15 protein-coding genes and 1 pseudogene are annotated in these 19,707 nt (G+C 65.8%); 10 read left to right on the top strand and 6 right to left on the bottom strand.

The genetic code is table 11. The annotated features are described in order from the left end of the window. Nucleotides 1-14 precede the first annotated feature (14 nt). From ACLBYD_RS12815 to ACLBYD_RS12800, 4 genes are all read left to right on the top strand, one after another. Nucleotides 15-2,561: an ABC transporter ATP-binding protein/permease gene (locus ACLBYD_RS12815; RefSeq protein ID WP_447816728.1), complete on the top strand. Its 2,547-nt coding sequence runs from the start codon at nt 15-17 to the stop codon at nt 2,559-2,561. Further along, nucleotides 2,558-4,324, top strand: coding sequence for an ABC transporter ATP-binding protein (locus ACLBYD_RS12810; protein WP_447816727.1), 1,767 nt, complete (start codon nt 2,558-2,560; stop codon nt 4,322-4,324). Before ACLBYD_RS12815 ends, ACLBYD_RS12810 begins: the two co-directional genes overlap by 4 nt. Nucleotides 4,325-4,532: 208 nt before the next feature. Further along, nucleotides 4,533-4,799, top strand: a complete 267-nt coding sequence (locus tag ACLBYD_RS12805; RefSeq protein ID WP_447816726.1) for an alpha/beta fold hydrolase — start codon at nt 4,533-4,535, stop codon at nt 4,797-4,799. Further along, nucleotides 4,792-5,142: a helix-turn-helix domain-containing protein gene (locus ACLBYD_RS12800; RefSeq protein WP_447816725.1), complete on the top strand. Its 351-nt coding sequence runs from the start codon at nt 4,792-4,794 to the stop codon at nt 5,140-5,142. The genes ACLBYD_RS12805 and ACLBYD_RS12800 overlap by 8 nt, the downstream gene beginning before the upstream one ends. Nucleotides 5,143-5,322: 180 nt before the next feature. Here the strand turns inward: ACLBYD_RS12800 and ACLBYD_RS12795 are convergent, their stop codons facing one another. Continuing rightward, nucleotides 5,323-6,072: a DUF6226 family protein gene (locus ACLBYD_RS12795; RefSeq protein WP_447816724.1), complete on the bottom strand. Its 750-nt coding sequence runs from the start codon at nt 6,070-6,072 to the stop codon at nt 5,323-5,325. A 413-nt stretch (nt 6,073-6,485) separates the two neighbouring features. Here ACLBYD_RS12795 and ACLBYD_RS12790 point away from each other — a divergent pair, with 413 nt between their 5' ends. Beyond that, nucleotides 6,486-6,917: a hypothetical protein gene (locus ACLBYD_RS12790; protein ID WP_447816723.1), complete on the top strand. Its 432-nt coding sequence runs from the start codon at nt 6,486-6,488 to the stop codon at nt 6,915-6,917. Between the two features lie 283 nt (nt 6,918-7,200). Here the strand turns inward: ACLBYD_RS12790 and ACLBYD_RS12785 are convergent, their stop codons facing one another. The 5 genes and pseudogenes from ACLBYD_RS12785 to ACLBYD_RS12765 form a co-directional block, all read right to left on the bottom strand. Next, entirely contained in the window at nt 7,201-7,743 is a 543-nt protein-coding gene (locus ACLBYD_RS12785; protein ID WP_447816722.1) for a TetR/AcrR family transcriptional regulator, read from the bottom strand. A gap of 505 nt (nt 7,744-8,248) precedes the next feature. Beyond that, nucleotides 8,249-9,043, bottom strand: coding sequence for a crotonase/enoyl-CoA hydratase family protein (locus ACLBYD_RS12780; RefSeq protein WP_447816721.1), 795 nt, complete (start codon nt 9,041-9,043; stop codon nt 8,249-8,251). Between the two features lie 170 nt (nt 9,044-9,213). Next, nucleotides 9,214-9,975, bottom strand: coding sequence for an SDR family NAD(P)-dependent oxidoreductase (locus ACLBYD_RS12775; RefSeq protein WP_447816814.1), 762 nt, complete (start codon nt 9,973-9,975; stop codon nt 9,214-9,216). A 640-nt stretch (nt 9,976-10,615) separates the two neighbouring features. Then, nucleotides 10,616-11,540: pseudogene (locus ACLBYD_RS12770) on the bottom strand (IS3 family transposase). Between the two features lie 877 nt (nt 11,541-12,417). Next, nucleotides 12,418-12,846: an amphi-Trp domain-containing protein gene (locus ACLBYD_RS12765; protein ID WP_447816720.1), complete on the bottom strand. Its 429-nt coding sequence runs from the start codon at nt 12,844-12,846 to the stop codon at nt 12,418-12,420. A gap of 289 nt (nt 12,847-13,135) precedes the next feature. Between ACLBYD_RS12765 and ACLBYD_RS12760 the strand changes: the two genes are divergently transcribed. The 5 genes from ACLBYD_RS12760 (at nt 13,136) to ACLBYD_RS12740 (ending at nt 19,645) form a co-directional block, all read left to right on the top strand. Further along, nucleotides 13,136-13,339 carry a hypothetical protein gene (locus ACLBYD_RS12760; protein WP_447816719.1) on the top strand — a complete coding sequence of 68 codons (204 nt, stop codon included), beginning with the start codon at nt 13,136-13,138 and terminating at the stop codon, nt 13,337-13,339. A gap of 235 nt (nt 13,340-13,574) precedes the next feature. After that, nucleotides 13,575-15,230 carry an acyclic terpene utilization AtuA family protein gene (locus ACLBYD_RS12755; protein WP_447816813.1) on the top strand — a complete coding sequence of 552 codons (1,656 nt, stop codon included), beginning with the start codon at nt 13,575-13,577 and terminating at the stop codon, nt 15,228-15,230. After that, complete coding sequence (locus ACLBYD_RS12750) at nt 15,227-16,825, top strand: acyl-CoA carboxylase subunit beta (protein ID WP_447816718.1); 1,599 nt, start codon at nt 15,227-15,229, stop codon at nt 16,823-16,825. The genes ACLBYD_RS12755 and ACLBYD_RS12750 overlap by 4 nt, the downstream gene beginning before the upstream one ends. 7 nt (nt 16,826-16,832) lie before the next feature. Continuing rightward, nucleotides 16,833-18,869: an acetyl/propionyl/methylcrotonyl-CoA carboxylase subunit alpha gene (locus ACLBYD_RS12745; RefSeq protein ID WP_447816717.1), complete on the top strand. Its 2,037-nt coding sequence runs from the start codon at nt 16,833-16,835 to the stop codon at nt 18,867-18,869. Next, on the top strand, nt 18,866-19,645 hold the full coding sequence (locus tag ACLBYD_RS12740) for an enoyl-CoA hydratase family protein (protein WP_447816716.1): 780 nt from the start codon (nt 18,866-18,868) through the stop codon (nt 19,643-19,645). The genes ACLBYD_RS12745 and ACLBYD_RS12740 overlap by 4 nt, the downstream gene beginning before the upstream one ends. The last annotated feature ends 62 nt before the right edge of the window (nt 19,646-19,707 follow it).

The following is a 19,707-nucleotide window of genomic DNA, read 5'->3' as shown; positions in this document are numbered from 1 at the left end:
GATTTCAGGGAGTGATGATGCGCGGGTTCGGCGCCCGTGATCACGACGCCGTGGTCACGGGCACCGAACAGATCGCGCCGCACTTCCGACGGGTGCGCATGTCGTCCCCGTCGTTGTTCGAGGACGCCGTTCCCGGACCGACCGCGTGGATCCGGATCTGGTTTCCCGACCCCGACGGGTCGGACACCGAATACCAACGCGGATACACCTTCTCGGAATGCGATCCGGAGACCGGGGACTTCGCCGTCGATTTCGTCCTGCACGAACCGGCCGGGCCGGCGTCGACGTGGGCGCAACGAGCCGAACCCGGCGACGTCATCAGCGTCACCTCGTTCGGGTCGCGCGGCTTCGACATCCCCGACGAACTTCCTGCCGGTTACCTGCTGATCGGCGATTCTGCGTCGATCCCCGGCATCAACAGCATCATCGAGGCACTACCGCGCGACGTCGCGATCGAGCTGTATCTCGAGAAGCACGACGACAACGACGAACTCATCCCCATGCCGGACCACCCGCTGCTGCGCAAGCATTGGGTGCCGCGCCGCGACCACGAATCGTTCGCCGCCGCCGTCGAGGACCGCGACTGGTCGAACTGGTACGCATGGGTGGCGCCGGAATCGAACTCGCTCAAACACCTGCGCACGCGATTGCGCGACGAGTTCGGTTTTCCCAAGTCCGAGGTCTACGCCCAGGCGTACTGGCACGACGAACGCGCCATGGGCAAGGAGCGCACTCACGAGACCGAACCGGCCCGGTCGGAGACCGCTCCGCCGAGCCCTGAACCCGAGACCACAACCGCACGCGGCACGTGGCGGGCCCAGGGTGGGGGTCGGCTCCTCGCGCCGCTGAAGCGGACACTCATCGCCGCCGGGGTGCTGCAGGCCGTCATCACGCTGATTCAGCTCGCGCCGTTCGTGCTGCTCACCGAACTGGCCCGCCGCCTGCTCGCCGGAGCGCCGAACTCGGAACTGTGGTTCGTCGGGTTCTGGGCGATCGGACTCACCGCGGCGGGCACGCTGCTCGCAGCCGCACTGAGCCTGTGGCTGCACCTCGTCGACGCCCGCTTCGAACGCGACCTGCGGCACCGTCTGCTCGGCACGCTGTCGACCGTTCCACTCGGCTGGTTCACCGCCCGCGACTCCGGGCAGGTCAAGCGCGTCGTCCAGAACGACACGCTGTCGCTGCACTACCTGGTGACCCACGCCGTGCCCGATGCGGTCGCCGCCGTCGTCGCACCCGTCGCGGTGCTCGTCTACCTGTTCGCCGTCGACTGGCGACTCGCCCTGGTGCTGTTCCTGCCGATCCTCGTCTACCTCGTGCTGATGACCGTCATGATGTCGCAGTCCGGGCCGCGCACAGTGCAATCCGCGCGGTGGGCCGAACGCATGGACGGCGAAGCCGCCGCCTACCTGGACGGGCAGCCCGTGATCCGGGTCTTCGGAGGCGCGGCCGCGTCGACCTTCCGCGCGCGGCTGGGGGAGTACGTGCGGTTCCTCGCGGACTGGCAGCGACCGATGGCCGGCAAGAAGACCCTCATCGACCTCGCCACCCGACCCGCGACGTTCCTGCTGCTGCTCACCGCACTCGGCACCGCGCTGATCACCGCGGGAAGCATGGCACCGGCAACGCTGCTGCCATTCCTGTTCCTCGGCACCACCTTCGGTTCCCGTCTGCTCGGCCTCGGCTACGGACTCGGGGGCCTGCGCGACGGGATGCTCGCCGCACGTGGCATCCAGGCGGTCCTCGACGAGCCGGAACTGCGCACCGCCGATCGGACCGGCGTGCAGATCCGCGACGCCTTCACCGCCGTGGAGTTCGACGACGTCCGGTTCTCCTACCGCCCCGGCGTTCCCGTCATCGACGGGGTGTCGCTCACCCTCGCATCGGGCACCGTCACCGCTCTCGTCGGACCGTCCGGATCGGGGAAGTCGACCCTGGCGGCGCTGCTCGCCCGCTTCCACGACCTCGACAGCGGCAGCATCCGCATCTTCGGGCGCGACATCCGGGAGATGACCACCGATGAGCTGTACCAGCAGGTCGGCTTCGTGTTCCAACAGACGCAGCTCGTGCACGGGACGGTGCGCGAGAACATCGCGCTCGCCGTCCCCGACGCCACCGACGAGATGATCGAGGAAGCCGCCCGCGCCGCCTACATCCACGACCGGATCATGGCGTTGTCCGAGGGATACGACACCGTCGTCGGTGCGAACACACCGCTATCGGGCGGTGAACAGCAACGGATCACCATCGCCCGCGCGATCCTCGCCGACACCCCGATCCTCATCCTCGACGAAGCCACCGCCTATGCCGATCCCGAATCGGAGTACTTCGTTCAGCGCGCCCTCGACCGGCTCATGGAGGGACGCACGGTGCTCGTCATCGCACACCGCCTGCACACCGTCACCGGTGTCCACCGCATCGCGGTCCTCGATCACGGCCGTGTCGTGGAGACCGGCACCCATCACGAACTGTTCGCTGCCCGCGGCCGCTACCGGAAGCTGTGGAATGCGGCGACGGCACCGTCCGCTCTCGTCACCCCCGTTCAGGAGACGGCCCGATGATCCGCACCCTGTTCTCGCTGCTTCCCCCGGGTAGCCGCACTCTCGTCGTCGCGCATTTGGCGCTCACCGTCGTCGGTGTGGTGCTGCGCGCGGCCGGCGTGGTCGTGCTCGTGCCGCTGGTCGGGGCGTTGTTCGGTCCCGATCCCGGCGACGCGTGGCCGTGGCTGGGTGTCCTCGCGCTGCTGACGATTCTCGGCTGGATCGTCGACGGCCTCGCTGCGCGACGCGGCTTCGACCTCGGGTTCGGTCTGCTGGCGAACGGTCAGAGCGAGGTGTCCGAACGCATCGCGCGCATCCGCCTCGCGTGGTTCTCGAGCGAGAACACCGCGACGGCGCGGCAGGCGATCGCGGCGACCGGACCGGATCTCGTCGGCATCATCATCTACCTGGTGACACCCGCAATCGGCGCGGTGCTGCTGCCGTTCGCGATAGCCGTTGCGCTGATACCCATCTCGTGGCCGCTCGCCGTTGCTGCGCTCGTCGGTATCCCGCTGCTCGTCGGCGCGTACTCCCTGTCCGTGCGGTTGTCGCGCCGAGAGGAACAGGTGGCGTCCGACAGCAATGTCGAGCTGACCGAACGCATCGTCGAGTTAGCCCGCACCCAGCAGGCACTGCGGGCGGCGCGACGCGCCGAACCCGCGCGCAGCCTCGTCGGGGAGGCGCTCGCGAAACAGCATGCGGCGACCGGTCGTCTGCTGCTCGTGCAGATCCCCGGTCAGGTCGTGTTCAGCATCGCGAGCCAGCTCGCGCTGGTGATCCTCGCCGGCACGGTCGTCTTGTCCACGGTCCGCGGCGACGTCGACATTCCGGAGGCGATCGCCCTGATCGTCGTCATCGTGCGCTACCTCGATCCGTTCACCACGCTCGGCGACATCTCGGGTGGCATCGAGGCATCGCTGGCGACCCTCCGCCGGATCCGTGAGGTGCTTACCGCGCCGACCGTCGACGATGCGGGCACTTTGACCGTCACCGGGCGCGCACCGCGTATCGAACTGCGGGGTGTCGGATTCTGGTACGACACGAACACGCCGGCCGTTCTCGAAGGCCTCGACCTCACCCTCGAACCCGGCACGACGACCGCGATCGTGGGTCCGTCCGGTTCGGGTAAGAGCACGGTGCTCGCGTTGCTCGCCGGTCTGGTGACGCCGCGGGTGGGGCAGATTCTCGTCGACGGCGTCGACATCACCGAACTCGATCCCGCCTCGCGTCGCGCCCTGACCAGCATGGTGTTCCAGGAGCCGTACCTGTTCGACGGGACCATCCGCGAGAACATCCGCGTGGGTGACCCGGAGGCCGACGACGCTGCAGTCGAGAATGTAGCTCGGTTGGCGCGCGTCGACGACATCGTGAACCGGTCGCCGGACGGCTGGGACACGCGGGTCGGTGAGGGTGGTTCTGCGCTGTCGGGCGGAGAACGCCAGCGCGTCTCGATCGCACGCGCACTGCTGAAGCCCGCGCCGTTGCTCCTCCTGGACGAAGCGACGAGTGCGCTGGACACCGAGAACGAAACGGCGGTCGTGCAGGCGCTCGGGGCAGATCCGGTGTCGCGCACGCGGGTGATCGTCGCGCACCGGCTCGCCAGCATCCGGACTGCTGATCGGGTGGTGTTCCTCGAAGCCGGCCGGATTGTGGAGGACGGCGCGGTCGACGAATTGCTTGCCGCGGGTGGGCGATTCGCGGACTTCTGGACGCAGCGGGATTCGGCGTCGGCGTGGCAGATCGGAGCGGCGGCATCGGGTGGGAGGCACGCGTGGAGGCCGTGAACGCGGAGACGAACAGCCGGGACTCCGGCGGAGTTCGGCAAGGTTGTCGCCACACAGGACCCGTGGCTGCTACATCGAACCGACTTTTGTCGCCGGTGGAACTCTGTGGCGAGTGGAGATCTCCACCTCGCCGAAGGTCTTCACCGTTCGGCTTGTTGCCCCGATGTCGACGTGCTACGCCTGAACGGTAGGGGACAAGGGGGTCCGGATGACGTCTGCTGCATACCGCGTCGGAGCGGGTGAACCGGTGCTGCTTCTGCACGGATTCACGCTCTCACATCATGTATGGCACGGTGTGGCACACGACCTGGCGAGTGACTACGACGTGTTGGCGATGACGATGCCCGGGCACGGGTGGCGTTGTTCGCCGGCGACAAGGCCCGGATGGGGGATGTGTTCTACAACAGTGTCGGTCCGCGCCGACGTGGCGATCGACCGGTGGATCAAGGAAACCGAAGGTGAGCACCATGAGTGACAAGCGCACATTCCGTCGCGGCAACGACCGGATCGCCCAGTTGACTGCGAAGACCGCGATTGCTGAGCAGGTCGAGCAAATCCGTGGCGAGACCGCACAGATGAATCGGATCTACGTGGAGACTCTTGCCGATATCCGTAAAGCCGGGGCGTTGACGCAGACCGATGTGGCCAACGCGTTGGGGGTCGAGGAGGCGGCGGTGTCGAAGATCGAACGCCGCAGTGATCTGTTGTTGTCGACGCTGCGGGAGTATCTGGCAGCGACCGGTGCGGAGCATCCACGGATCGTGGTGGAGAAGGACGGTGTGGAGGTCAGTCTTGATCTGGATGCCTTCATTAGCTGAACGCGGTGTCAACGGCGGATTAGAACTGGTTCTTGCCCACTTTGCGTGATGGTGCAACACGTGGCTCAGCGCAGAACCGTGCCGATTCCGCCGGGCAGACTTCGAGCATGGACCGGAACCGAGGCACCGGAACCGAGGGCTGCCACGAGCGGCACGTGAAATTTGACCCGGTGCGGTTGCTCAGTGACGGTGTGTGTCGACGTCGGGCACGAGTGGACGAGCCGTCCAGTCCGGGGGCCAGGGTGCTGCTGTGAATGCGGTTGGTTCGTCGAGGTCGGGGACTGGGCGGCTGGTGTGACCGCCGAAGGACGTGCGGATCGACAGGCGGCGGGCATCGACGTGGACGTGAAGGGAGCCGTCGACGACCGACAGCACCGATGTGTCCATTTCTTCGAGCAGGGTGGCGGATCCGTGGTCGCAGCCGTCGCATCCGCAGTCGGGGATCGATGCCAGTCGTACCGCCGGGTCGCCCGCGGCGACTGTGACGGTGACGATGTGGTCGTTATCGACCGGTGTGTGCGTGGTCAGCACCAAGGGGACCGCGTCCTCGGCGACAGGCCCGAGGATGGTGTCGGTTCCGCCACTGTCGTGGGGGCGCAGGGCCCCCTCGACGTGTGCGGCGCGCCGTGCCCAGCCGCGTTCGACTAACACGTGGGTCCAGGCTCGGGCCCGGGCTTCGACGATCTGGAACTTCTCCGGGTCGGTGACTCGCTCGTATGCGGGTTCGTCCGGTGCGAGACCGTCCTGGTACGGGTTCGGCCATCCGGGGGTGTGGGCACCGGTGAGCGCGAAGGCCGCGTCGACGTCGCTGAGCAACGCACAGATGTCGTCCGACAACAGCGACGACAGATCTGCCCAGCCGGTGTCGTGCAGGGAGCGAACACCGTGGTTGTAGGCCTCCCACCAGGGTAGTTTCGAAGTATCGCTCATCCCACGGACGGTACCCGCGTCCGGCGGCTCACTTGCCACAACGAGCCGGTGGATCGGTGACGGCATACGCGTGGGAGGACGTTGTGAGGTGACCTCGTGTCCAGCGCGATCATCTTTTCGGGTGGGTGAAACGGTCGGTGCCGGAGCCGGGCGGGGTGGGCGAGTGCTTTCGGAATGGTCCCGGCCATCTCCAACCTCGAGTCGTAGCAGTGTGCCGCGCTGGCAGCGGTGCACGAGATATCCCAGGCTGCTGAGCTGAAGGCAAGCTCTGTCGAACTGGAAACCGGTGTCGTACGGGCAACCTGGCCGTTCTGCGGACCGTTGTTGTTGGTTGTTGGTGTACCGGGCTGTGATGGGACACTGACCGAATGCCGATCCTGCAGGGACTTGTTCGACCGCACCGGGGATTGTCGGTGCTGGTAACCGAGCTTGCCATCGGCGATGGGGAGATCGCGCCACCGCAGGTCGGCGACATCGGACGCTATGCATTGTTGTTCACGGAAACGCTGCCGGATGAGGCGGACCCGAGCATCGTCACCGTCGACGTCGATGTCGAGCCTCTCGATGACGGCATCCCGCTGTTCCAGCCCGCGGCTTCTGCGGGTTTCCGGGACGAGGAGCGGTGGTGGGAGTGGCGATTGTTCGTGCGCAGTGACGGGTGGACGGCCACCTGGTACAGCCGGCGCCCCGCTATCGGCCGGCAACGATTGACCGGTCGAATCATCGGGGACCTCGGCTATGCCACCACCGGCTCGGTCACCGGCCGGATCCTGCGTGCCCGGATCGTCGCTGACACCTACCGGTTCGACGAGCCGTCCCCGACCTTCAGCGGGACCTGCGGGTGATCTTCGAGCTGCGCAATTCCATCCACAACCTGCAGACCAGGCCGGTGCTGATGCTCGGCTCGCTGCTCGAGCCGGACGCGCCGCGCGGGCAAGCACCTTTCGACGCGCATATCACCGCGGACATCGTCGCCGAGCTCGAGAAGAGCGGTCCCGAGATCGCGAACGCGTGGGGATTCGAGCCGGCCTTCGACGGAGGATGGGCCGCGGATCTGTGGACGGTCGCCGACAAGGCCGTCGCAACGGCCTTCCGGTTCCCGGATCTGCCGAGCGTGGTCGTGCTGCGCTACCGACTGGGCGGACCAGCATTCTCGAGCATCTTGCGCACTTCGGTCTGCACGATTGTGCAGTCGCGTTCGGGGTTGTCGGTATGCGCCAGATACAACATAGCCTCCTCGACTGCAGCAACCAGTAGACGTGCGAGTGTTGACGCACGAACTGTTGGTCCTCGTTGACCGGCTTCGAACGGTTCCAGCATGGCTGCCATGGTGTGCAGCAGCGGTTCCTGAGCCTTCCGCATGTCGACCCATCCGAGAACGGCAGGCGCCTCGATCAGCAGCAATCGACGCGTCGCCGGGTCGAAGGCAGAATCGAGAGCAGTCAGCACCGCACCGATGAAAGCCTCCCATGAATCGCCCATCGGTCCGGTCGACACAAGGGTTCCTGCAATTTCCCTCTGTGCACGCTCGATCACGCCTCGGAACAGTTCGTGTTTGTTCGCAAAGTGATGGTAGAGGGCTCCCCGGGTTACACCTGCCCGGGCTACGATCTCCTCGGTACTGGCTTTGCTGTAGCCGTCCCTGAGGAAGATCTGAAACGCTGCATCCAACAACGCGGTCCGTGTCCGCGCCGCGTTTCGAACGTGTGCGGTTGGCTCGTCTGTTCTCCTCACCGGTGCCCCCTGTGATCACGATTGCATTGGGTGGAGTGCGGACCAATCCTGGAATCCATGTTGCCGAGTCCCGTCCTATTCCTGAAGGGTTCAACGCAGTTGGGAAGGTTTCGAGGAGTTTTCACCTCAGCCTCGGTCGACGAACTGCTGGGACGACCTCGAACGCCGACATACCGATGGGAGGTCGAGGGCCGAACAAATGCGGCCGCAGTCCCGGGCGCGACGGAAGTGAGAAGAGTAACACAAGCCCGCGATGGACAGTCTGACTCTGCAGAATCGACGCCGAGACAACGAGTCTTGATCGGCTTGTCACGCAGTTTGATTCGGATACGAACTCGATGAAACCCTAAAGCGTGGACGTCACTTGCCCCGGAGTCGCGGTGCCTCCTCACGACTGTGGAGCGCTTCACGAGAGGGCGCGCCGCAGGAAACTGTGTACCGGTCAGCGGTTCCGCCACACGGGCGGTCGTTTTTCGGTGAACGCGGCGGCACCCTCCAAGGCGTCCTCGCTGACGCACACGGCATCGGACTCGGCCGAATTGACTTTCCAGATCGAGTTTTCGAGTCCGGATGCTTGCGCGTGCGACATGATCTTCTTGCTCGCCTGTACCGCAACGGGTGCGTTGGCTGCGATGGCGTGGGCCAGACGCAAGGCTTCGGGTAATACCTCCGAGGGCGAAACGACGGCGTTGGCCAGACCCCAACGAAGTGCCGTCTCGGCCGAAATGGGTTCGCCGGTGAATACTGCGTGCGCTGCGATCTTGGGAGGGACCTGGCTGGGAAGACGTATGAGCCCGCCGCCTCCGGCGATGAGACCGCGTTTGACCTCCGGCAATCCGAGCGTGGCCTCAGAACTGAGCACGGCGAGGTCACAGGCCAGCACGATCTCGGTACCGCCGCCGGCCGCCACGCCGTTGACAGCGGCGATCAGAGGCTTGGACACGTAGTGCTCGACGAAACCGGCAAATCCCCACTGAGAATGGTTCGTCGGCAGTACGGATCCGCCATCGGCAAAGGCCTTCAGATCGGCACCAGCACAAAACGCTCGTCCCGCTCCCGTCAGGACGCCGACTCGCACGTCGGGGTCACGATCGACCTCGTCGAGAGCAGCGCCCAGCGCATCGGACACAGCAGCATTGACGGCATTGAGCACCTGCGGCCGATTCAGAGTGATGACTACTACGGGTCCATCGCGGTGGAGCAGTACGACATTCTTCTCTTCGTCTGGTGTTGCCATGGCACTCTTCCATTTCATCTGTCACCGAAATATCTCGTCACAACATCAGGGGTGACATACAGGTGGCAACCCAACTCTTGAAGACCGGGACCGACTGTATGAGGCCATGACGTGGGTGACACGGTCCGGATGACGGGGGCCTCCGCTGCCGGAGGCGACCATTCCAGGGATCAGCCCCAGCGGGACTGGCCGCCGTCGAGCGGAATCGTCGCACCGGTGAGGTATCCGGCGTTCGGACCGACCAGAAATGCCACTGCCCCGCCGATATCGCTTTCGGCATCACCGATTCTCCGCATCGGAATACTTGCGATGAACGCTGCCGCCTCCGCAGGACGGGCGGCGATCCATCGCTCGAGGCCTGGTGTTCGGGCATGTGGGGCGACTGCATTGACCCGGATGCCGTCCTTACCCCACTCGCACGCGGCCGCTCGCGTCAACGCGCGCACGCTCTCCTTGACCGCCGCGTAACCACCGTAGTTGCTCGCATCCCAGCGCACTGCGACCGAACTGACCATGTTGACCACTGCTCCGCCACCGCGTGCCTTCATATGCGGATAGCAGGCTTGCATGGCTCTCAACGTCGCCACAGGACCTGCGTTCAGACCGGCCGCAAGTCTCTCGGGCTCGAGGTCGAGGATGTCCCCGAGCGGATTGAGGCTGGCATTGTTGACCAAGATGTCGATGCCACCGAACAAGTCGGCCGTTTCGGCGACAGACCGCGTGATCTGGGCGCCGTCCGCAATGTCGGCGACGATCGGCTCGCCTCGACCACCGAACTGCCGGATTCTCTCACAGGTCTCGATCAGCTTCGATTCGGTGCGACCGACCACTGCGATCGACGCACCCTGTTTGGCCAACGCAAACGCGATTCCTTGCCCGACACCCTGGCCTGCGCCGGTAATGAGCGCGATCTTCCCGTCCAGTTCACTCATCTGAAAGTTCTCCACTATTCGCCGTCACGCTCGGCCTTCGGTGCGCGGCCGGAGCTTGCCGGTGGAACAGTAGTGAGGTGGTCGCCATCGCCTCGGTTGCATTCCCGGTAGCCAGGAGTCGGGCGGACAGAGCAGAGAAATTCGAGTCCAGGAACAGGTTCCCTGACGAGCCGCTATCCGAAGTCCACCATTCCACGAGGCACTGTCCGGATAGACGGTCTCGGGCGCCGAGAGGGATGTGCCTGCAAAACGTGCGCAAAATCGACCGCAGTGGTCACCATCGATCGACCTCACGAACTCAACGCGCTCGACTACACCCCCATCAAAGACGCCGACGACGGCGGAGGCGAAATCGTCGAAGCAGCACACCCCGCGGTCGCCGCCGACCATCCGCTGTGGAGGGTGACCGCGGCATGTCATGGACCGCAAAGGATTTCGTTGTCGAGAACGGCGGTGACGGTGCCGGAACTGCCTGGCCCCCGAGTGGTGACCCCGTGCATGGGGACGGGCCCTGCGCTGAGTCCACCGGGGCCCTCGGTCAGGTCGAGGGTGCCGTTCAGATCCAGAGCGCGGCCACCGGTGTTGCGTACGTTGACGCGGACGAGCGGGGGACTACTGCACGATCGCGTGACAGCTTCGGTCACGCAGCCTGTGCGGCTGGTGTGGTCATGATCGTCTCGAACTCGACCGGCGGCAACCTGCCGAGTCGGAGCTGACGTCGCCGGTGGTGGTAGGTCCGCTCGATCCAGGTGACGATCGCGATGCGTAACTGCTCGCGTGTGGCACAACGCTGCCGGTCGAGGACGTTGCGTTGAAGCAGCGCAAAGAACGATTCCATGGCGGCGTTGTCGCCGGCCGCCCCGACCCGGCCCATCGATCCGACCAAGTCGTGACGACCGAGGGCGCGAACGAATTTCCGGCTTCGGAATTGCGAGCCCCGGTCCGAGTGAACCACGCATCCAGCGACCGAGTCCCACCGAGCCACCGCGGATTCGAGGCGGCGACGGCGAGCCGGGACTTCATCCGATCGCTGATGGAGTAGTCCACGATCCGGTTCGAGTAGACGTCCTTGACCGCCCACAGATAGAGCTTGCCTTCATCGGTGCGGTGATCAGTAATATCCGTGAACCATAATCGGTTCGGCTCGTCCGCGGTGAAGAGACGCCCGACGAGATCGTCGTGCACCGGCGGTCCCGAACGGCCTTTCTTCGACCCACGTTTCTTCCCGAAGCAGCTCCACCCCTTGTTGGTCGAGCAGATCCGCCAGGCCGTGCGCTCCGACATCGACTCGCCCACATCACAGGCCTCGTCAGCGAGAGATCGGTAGCCGAACTCGGGGTCCTCACGGTGGGCATCGAAGAGCGCGTTCGCCCGGTACGCCTCGCTCCGTTCGTCGTCCCTGGCTTAACGCCGTCCTCGACGTCAGCCTTCCGGAGCCAGTTGGTGAGGCACGATTCGCTGATGCCGAAGTTCGCGGCGATCTGCCGCAGGTGCTGGCCTGGTTCTCGGTTTCGAGCCACCCGCACGACGTCGTCGCGGAACTCTCTCGGATAGGGCTTGGGCACGGGGTCCATCCTTCCAGCAGTGCCTCACGGCATCACAGTTCAGATGTCACCTGCCCCTACATCAGTCCCGAGACACTCGGCTGGCCTACAAGAACCGTTCTATGCGTCCTATCTCTGTGTACCCGAAGTACTGGGATGTGTACGGGCACGAGTATTACCTCGCTGCGCTCAGTGAAGAAGGTCTGGTTCTGGCATTCCAATTCTCTTCGACGGGCGGCCACCCCGACGATCATTGGAAGACGGTCCTCGATCCTCCAACCTGCGGGTGCTCGCAGCGGAGCGGTGGATCAAACGTTCGATCTAAGCGACGAAGGTTTCAGTTCCGTGCTTGACGGGTCAGATTCGCAGGTAACAAGACTAGTCTTATCGCTTGTTCGGCGTCGCTATCGAATTGGGCGGCGTCAGCCTCGGCGGAGTACAGATCGACCGAGCCTATCTGGCGCCGGCATCTGTGGTTCGTCGGGGTTCGTATCGGCGTGGCATCGGTACGTCCATCGGGTGCTGGCGTCGATCCCTCCGCCCCATGCGTCCTATGGGGGTGGGTATGCCAGCCTGAGACTCACGGCGGGGCAATTTTCTCAGCGCAGCGCCGGCTCTGGCACGTGCGCGGCGATGGTGGGAGCGTGGTCGGTGTTGGCGCTCTGGTGCGTCGCAGGCAAAGAATTCGCATCGGCGGCCGGTGCCTGCGTGTCGGTTGTGTTCTGGGCCGTAGTGACGGTACGTGAGCGCGCCAACCGCTCGGTCCGAGCGGGTGACCGACCGCAGTGACGGGGTCGAGTGTCCGAAAGATCCGACGCTGTCGGACGGCCGGAAGGAATGCGGCGTCGGCCCCGAGGCGCTCGAGAAGGTAGGACCGGCACCGGGTGCTGTGAACCGATCAGTCGGCGGCGCGCTTACGTGGCCGGCCACGCCGCGCTGTCTTCTTGACCGGGGCTCGTCGTCGCGGCTCGGTTTGCTGCGGCTCGCCGTCGTCCTCGTCCTCATCCGGGTCCTCATCCGAACCTTCGGCGGTGCCTGCTTCTTCGTCCGGTTCGTCGTCTTCCTCCTCGTCGTCCGCATCGGCTTGTGGACTGTCGGATGGGGCGTCGCGCCAACTGAATTCGACCTCGATCTCGACCTGGTCGCCGTCCACCTCGATCTCGAGTTCCCATTCGAGTCGGTCGGCGACGACGAGCGAAATGGTGTCACCGCCCGAGTCCAGTTCCACTTCGGATCCCGTCGCCAAGGCGCGGCCGAGTGCAATCAACCGCTCGGACGCCTGCTTGCGGGAAAGTTCGGCCTTCTGCTTGATCTCCAGCTTCGGCACGGCAACTCCTGACCTCGGTGAAGTATGCATCCACGGTATCTGCCGCGGGGTACGCAGGGGTCGTGAACGAGGAGCCGTGACGATTTCGACGTTCGTCGTCCGGGCCAGTTACGTGCGCGCAACCGATCGCGGCGAAAGTACGTCCGGGCAGGATTAGACTCACCGGTGTCGCAGGCCTGCCGATGATGTCGGGCCCGGTGCCTTGCCGGCGCCGGTTCGTGTGGCGATGGTTTTGTTCGTGTTGCGACGGTCGACGGTGCGGTCGGTGGTTCTTCTGTCAGGAGTTGTCATGGCCCGTTCCGTTCGAGATGAAGAAGGCCGTTCGTCGGCCGATGAGGTGACGCTGCACGACCTCGAGATGGTCGTGCAGGCACTGACCGGTGGAGGTGCGGACGCAGATGCCGTCGAGTTCGGTAGCACTCGGGGAGCTGCAGAACCGTCCGGGCAATCCGACGTGCCGGATGGGACGCGTCGTCGCCGCACGCAGCGGTGAGCCCGTTATCGGCCGTGAGGGGTACGGCCAGGAGCCACGCGAAACAGTCATGAGTGCTTGCTCCGAGAGCGGCAACATGTGACTCTGACCACATGGTGGAGTCGCCTGCGCTTCTCGACGATCTCTGTCCGCCCGTTCCTCAGCGGATAGGACGCCCGGTCCAGGAGTGGATCGCGTGAACCGCGTCGTGCGAATCGGCAATTGCTCCGGTTTCTACGGCGACCGTCTGTCGGCGATGCGCGAGATGCTCGAAGGCGGCGAACTCGACTATGTGACCGGTGACTACCTCGCCGAACTGACGATGCTCATCCTCGGTCGCGACCGTCTGAAGAATCCGGAACTCGGCTACGCCAAGACGTTCCTGCGGCAGGCCGAGGACTGCATGGGGCTCGCCCTCGACAAGAAGGTGCGGATTGTCGCGAACGCCGGTGGTCTCAACCCTGCGGGTCTGGCTGCGGCGCTGCGCACGGTTGCGGATCGGCTCGGTCTGTCACCACGCATCGCCCACGTCGAAGGTGACGATCTCCTCACTCGCATCGACGAGTTCGGTTTCGCCGCCGACCCGCGCCCGCTCACCGCGAACGCATATCTCGGTGCGTGGGGCATCGCGCGGTGCCTCGATGCCGGAGCCGACATCGTCGTGACCGGACGCGTCACCGACGCTTCGGTGATCGTCGGTCCCGCCGCCGCCCACTTCGGTTGGGCACCCGATGACTTCGACGCACTCGCCGGTGCTGTTGTCGCCGGGCACGTCATCGAATGCGGTACCCAGGCGACCGGCGGAAACTATGCATTCTTCGTCGAACTCGACGACCTCGTCCGCCCCGGATTTCCCATCGCCGAGATCGAGGCGGACGGCGCGGCGACGATCACCAAACACCCGGGCGCCGGAGGAGCCGTCACCGTCGGCACGGTCACCGCACAACTGCTGTACGAGGTGACGGGCGGACGCTACGCGAACCCCGACGTCACCGCGCGCATCGACACCGTCACGCTGAGCCGGGAAGCACCCGATCGTGTCCGCATCACCGGGGTGAAGGGCGAGCCGCCCCCACCGACCCTGAAGGTGTGCCTCAACGCGCTCGCCGGGTTCTACAACGAGGTCGTCTTCGTCCTCACCGGACTGGACATCGACGCGAAGGCCCAGTTGGTGCGATCTCAGATGGAATCGAATCTACCGAGGCGGCCTGCCGAACTCGAATGGACTCTCGCTCGCACCGACCATGCCGATGCCGACACGGAGGAAACCGCGAGCGCTCTGCTGCGCTGCACTACGCGCGATCCCGATCCCGACGTCGTCGGACGCGCATTCACCTCCACGGCGGTCGAGTTCGCCCTTGCAAGCTATCCCGGGTTCTTCGTCACCGCTCCGCCCGGCCCGGGCACCGCCTACGGTGTCTACACGGCCGAGTACGTCGAGGCGACCCGCGTGCCGCACATTGCAGTGTTGCCCGACGGCACCCGCGTCGACATCCCGGCTGCGGCGACCACCCGGACCCTCGAACCGTTGCCGGACCCGAGTGTGCCCGCGCCGCTGTCGCCCGGACAGACTCGTCGCGTTCCGCTCGGCACGATCGCCGGTGCCCGCAGCGGCGACAAGGGCGGTGACGCCAACATCGGGCTGTGGGTCCGATCCGACGACGAATGGGAATGGCTTGCAAACACTCTCACCGTCGACACGCTGAAGGAGTTGCTCCCCGAGATCGAACCCTTGCCTGTCACACGTCATCTGCTACCGAACCTGCGGGCCGTGAACTTCGTGATCGAGGGAATCCTCGGTCGTGGCGTCGCTTCCCGCGCTCGCTTCGACCCGCAGGCCAAGGGCCTCGGTGAATGGTTGCGCGCCCGATACATCGACATCCCCACCGTCCTGCTGGAGAAGCACACGTGAGCACCTTGATCTCGACCCTCGATCCCGGCTCCACCGAATACGGCGCAGCCGCCGAGACGATGCGTGCTCGCCTGGCCGAACTCGACACAGAACACGGCAGGGCCCTCGCCGGCGGGGGAGAAAAGTACGTCCGGCGACACCACGACCGAGGCAAGTTGCTTGCGCGGGAGAGGATCGAACTGCTCCTCGACCCCGACTCGCCGTTCCTCGAGCTCTCACCGCTCGCGGCCTGGGGCACCGAGTTTCCCGTCGGCGGCAGCGTCGTCACGGGCATCGGCGTGATCGAAGGCGTCGAATGTGTCATCGTGGCCACCGACCCCACCGTGCGCGGGGGAACCAGTAATCCGTGGACGCTCCGCAAGACATTGCGCGCCGACGACATCGCGCTGCAGAACCGGATGCCGCTGATCTCCCTCGTCGAATCCGGCGGCGCGGATCTTCCGACGCAGAAAGAAGTGTTCATTCCCGGTGGTCGGCTCTTCCGCGATCTGACCCGGTTGTCGGCGGCAGGTATCCCCACGATCGCGGTGGTCTTCGGCAATTCGACCGCCGGCGGCGCATACATCCCCGGCATGTCCGACCACGTCGTGATGATCGAGAAGCGGTCGAAGGTGTTCCTCGCCGGCCCGCCGCTGGTGAAGATGGCCACCGGTGAGGAATCGGACGACGAGTCGCTCGGCGGCGCCGAGATGCACGCGCGTATCTCGGGTCTGGCCGACTACTTCGCGGTCGACGAACAGGACGCGGTGCGCATCGGTCGCAGCATCGTGCGACGCCTCAACTACCGCAAGGCCGGCCCTGCACCCCGGACGGACGTACGCGAACCGCGGTACGACGCCGAGGAGCTGCTCGGGATCGTCCCCGAGGATCTTCGGCAACCCTTCGATCCGCGTGCGGTCATCGCCCGCGTCGTCGACGATTCCGACTTCGACGAGTTCAAACCGCTCTATGGGTCGTCGCTCGTGACCGGCTGGGCACGGGTGCACGGCTATCCGATCGGGATTCTCGCCAACGCGCGCGGCGTGCTGTTCAACGAGGAATCGCAGAAGGCAGCACAGTTCATCCAGCTTGCCAACCGTGCCGACACGCCGCTGTTGTTCCTGCACAACACCACGGGATACATGGTGGGACGGGAATACGAGGAACGCGGCATGATCAAGCACGGGGCGATGATGATCAACGCGGTCGCCAACTCGACGGTGCCGCACATCTCCATCCTGATCGGCGCGTCCTACGGCGCCGGTCACTACGGCATGTGCGGACGGGCCTTCGATCCGCGGTTCCTGTTCGCGTGGCCCAGCGCCAAGTCTGCGGTCATGGGCGGTGCCCAACTGGCGGGGGTCATCTCTCTCGTCGGACGCGCGGCCGCGCAGGCACGCGGACAGGCATTCGACGAAGCCGCCGACGAGGCGATGCGCGCGGCCGTCGAGAACCAGATCGAAGCCGAATCGCTGCCGATGTTCCTGTCCGGTCGTCTCTACGACGACGGCATCATCGACCCCCGCGATACCCGCACCGTACTGGGACTGTGCTTGTCGGCTGTTGCCACCGCCCCGATCAGTGGTGCCGAATCGTTCGGCGTCTTCCGGATGTGAGGTTCCCGTGACCGAATCGACCATCACCACGGTGCTCGTGGCGAATCGCGGCGAGATCGCCCGCCGCGTGTTCGCGTCCTGCCGTCGGGCCGGACTCGGGGCGATCGCGGTGTTCTCCGATGCCGACGCGAACAGTCCGCATCTCGGCGACGCCGATGCCGCCGTGCGACTTGCGGGAGTCACCCCTTCCGAGACCTACCTCGACGGGAAGAAGATCGTCGCGGCAGCGTTGGCGACGGGTGCCGATGCGGTCCATCCGGGTTACGGGTTCCTTTCCGAGAACGCACGATTCGCGCGCGCAGTGCTCGAGGCGGGGTTGATCTGGATCGGACCGCGCCCGGAGTCGATCGAACGGATGGGCTCGAAGGTCGAGGCCAAGAAGATCATGGTTGACGCCGGTGTCCCTGTTCTTGCCGAACTCGACCCTGCCGACATCACCGACGCCGACCTTCCGGTGCTCGTCAAGGCCTCCGCAGGCGGTGGTGGGCGCGGAATGCGGGTGGTGCGGACATTGGCCGACCTGCCTGGGCAACTCGACGCGGCCCGCCGGGAGGCCGCGTCGGCGTTCGGCGACCCGACGGTGTTCTGCGAGCGGTATCTCGAGAACGGGCGGCACATCGAGGTCCAGATCCTCGCGGACCGCCACGGCACGGTGTGGGCGGTGGGCGAACGCGAATGCTCGATCCAACGTCGCCACCAGAAGGTGATCGAGGAAGCCCCCTCGCCGCTCGTCGACGCGATCGAGGGGATGCGCCCACGCCTGTTCGACGCCGCCCGGCGCGCCGCTCAGGCCATCGGGTACGAGGGCGCCGGCACCGTCGAATTCCTCGCGGACCGCTCGGGGCGGTTCCACTTCCTGGAGATGAACACGCGCCTGCAGGTCGAACATCCCGTCACCGAATGCACGACCGGGCTCGATCTCGTCGATCTCCAGTTCCGCATCGCCGACGGTGACCCCCTCGACCCCGAACCACCCCCGGTACACGGCCATTCCGTGGAGGCCAGGCTCTACGCCGAGGACCCGGCCCGGGACTGGCAACCGCAGTCCGGCACCGTGCACCGTTTCGCGCTGCCGCAAGAGGCACGCGAGTTCGACGTGCTCCGGCACACCGGTGTGCGCGTCGATTCCGGTGTCATCGCGGGAACGGAGGTCGGGGTCCACTACGACGCGATGCTCGCCAAGATCATCTCGTACGCACCGACCCGCGACCGCGCGGTGCGTCTACTGGCGTCGACCCTGATACACACCGAGATCCACGGCATTGTCACCAACCGCGACCTCCTCGTCGCGGTGCTGAAACATCCCGCCTTCCGTGCGGGGGAGACCGACACCGCCTTCTTCGACACCCACGGACTCACGGAACTGTCGGCACCGCTCGCCTCAGCGCACGCGGAAGCGGTGTCCGCGATCGCCGCTGCTCTGGCGGAGTCGGCCACCAATCGCGCCGCTGCCACGGTGAATGCGGGACTGCCCTCGGGATGGCGGAATCTGCCCTCGCAGCCGCAGGTCAAACGATTCACGGGCGTCCACAACGACCACGAGGTGCGTTACCGGGTCACCCGCGACGGTGTCCACGTCGACGGCCGTGACGACCTCGGTGTCGTCGGGTTCGCCCCGGATCGCGTGGTTCTGGACGTCGACGGTGTCCGCCGGCATTTTGCGGTGGCGCGATACGGCGACGCGGTGCACGTCGACTCGTCGCTCGGACCGGTGCGCTTGACCGCGGTGCCGCGCTTCGTGGACCCCACCGCCCGAATTGCTGCAGGATCACTGCTCGCACCCATGCCGGGATCGGTGATCCGGCTCGGCGCTGCCGTCGGCGATGTGGTGGACGCGGGCCAACCTCTCGTATGGCTCGAAGCGATGAAGATGGAGCACACCGTCACCGCACCCACTGCGGGCACGCTCACGACGCTCGCCGTCGAAGTCGGCGATCAGGTCGCCGTCGGCACCGTCCTCGCTGTCGTCACCCCGCACGACGTGTCCGCACCGGTCGAGAGCCCCGACAGCGAAGGGGGCCATCACATCGAGGAGTTGTCATGACCGAACCCGATCCGGTGGTGGTGCGCTACGTCGTCGACCACGGCGCTGCGACACTGACCCTCGACTCCCCGCACAACCGCAACGCCCTGTCCGTACCGCTGCTGACCCAACTGAGCCGCGGACTCGCCGACGCGGCCGCCGACCCCGACGTCCGCGCGGTCGTCCTCACCCACACCGGTGGAACGTTCTGCGCCGGAGCAGATCTGAGCGGATCTTCCGGATCCGCGCAGGAGACGGCTGCCGCACGCACCCGCGACATGACGGCCTTGCTCCGGCAGATCCTGGAGCTCCCCAAGCCGGTCTTGGCCCGGATCGACGGGCACGTCCGCGCCGGCGGCATGGGTCTGATCGGGGCCTGCGACATCGTGGTCGCCGGGCCGGCGTCGACGTTCGCACTTACCGAGGCACGGCTCGGTCTGGTCGCGTCGATCATCTCTTTGACCGTGCTTCCGCGATTGTCGCCGCGCGCGGCTGCACGGTACTTCCTGACCGGCGAACGGTTCGGTCCCGAGGAGGCGTCCTCCGAGGGTCTTGTCACCCTTTCGGTGGCCGATACCGGAGCTGTCCTTGTGGAATTGCTCGCGGAGATCCGTGCATGCTCACCGCAAGGGCTGGCCGAGTCGAAACGTCTCGTCACGCAGCGGATCCTCGAGGACTTCGATCGTTACGGAGACGACCTGGCAGCACGTTCGGCGCGGATGTTCGGTTCCGAGGAAGCCGCGGAGGGGATGACGGCGTTCCTACAGAAGCGGCGCCCGTGGTGGGACATTCGGTGAGAGGGTGTCACCCGAGGCCCTGCGTCATTTTGTGCGGAGCGAATACCGATCCTGCCGATCTC

It is taken from the genome of Rhodococcus sp. C26F (assembly GCF_053345925.1).
The sequence above is the reverse complement of the archived record's forward strand: the minus strand, read 5'-3'. Positions and strand labels throughout refer to the sequence as shown.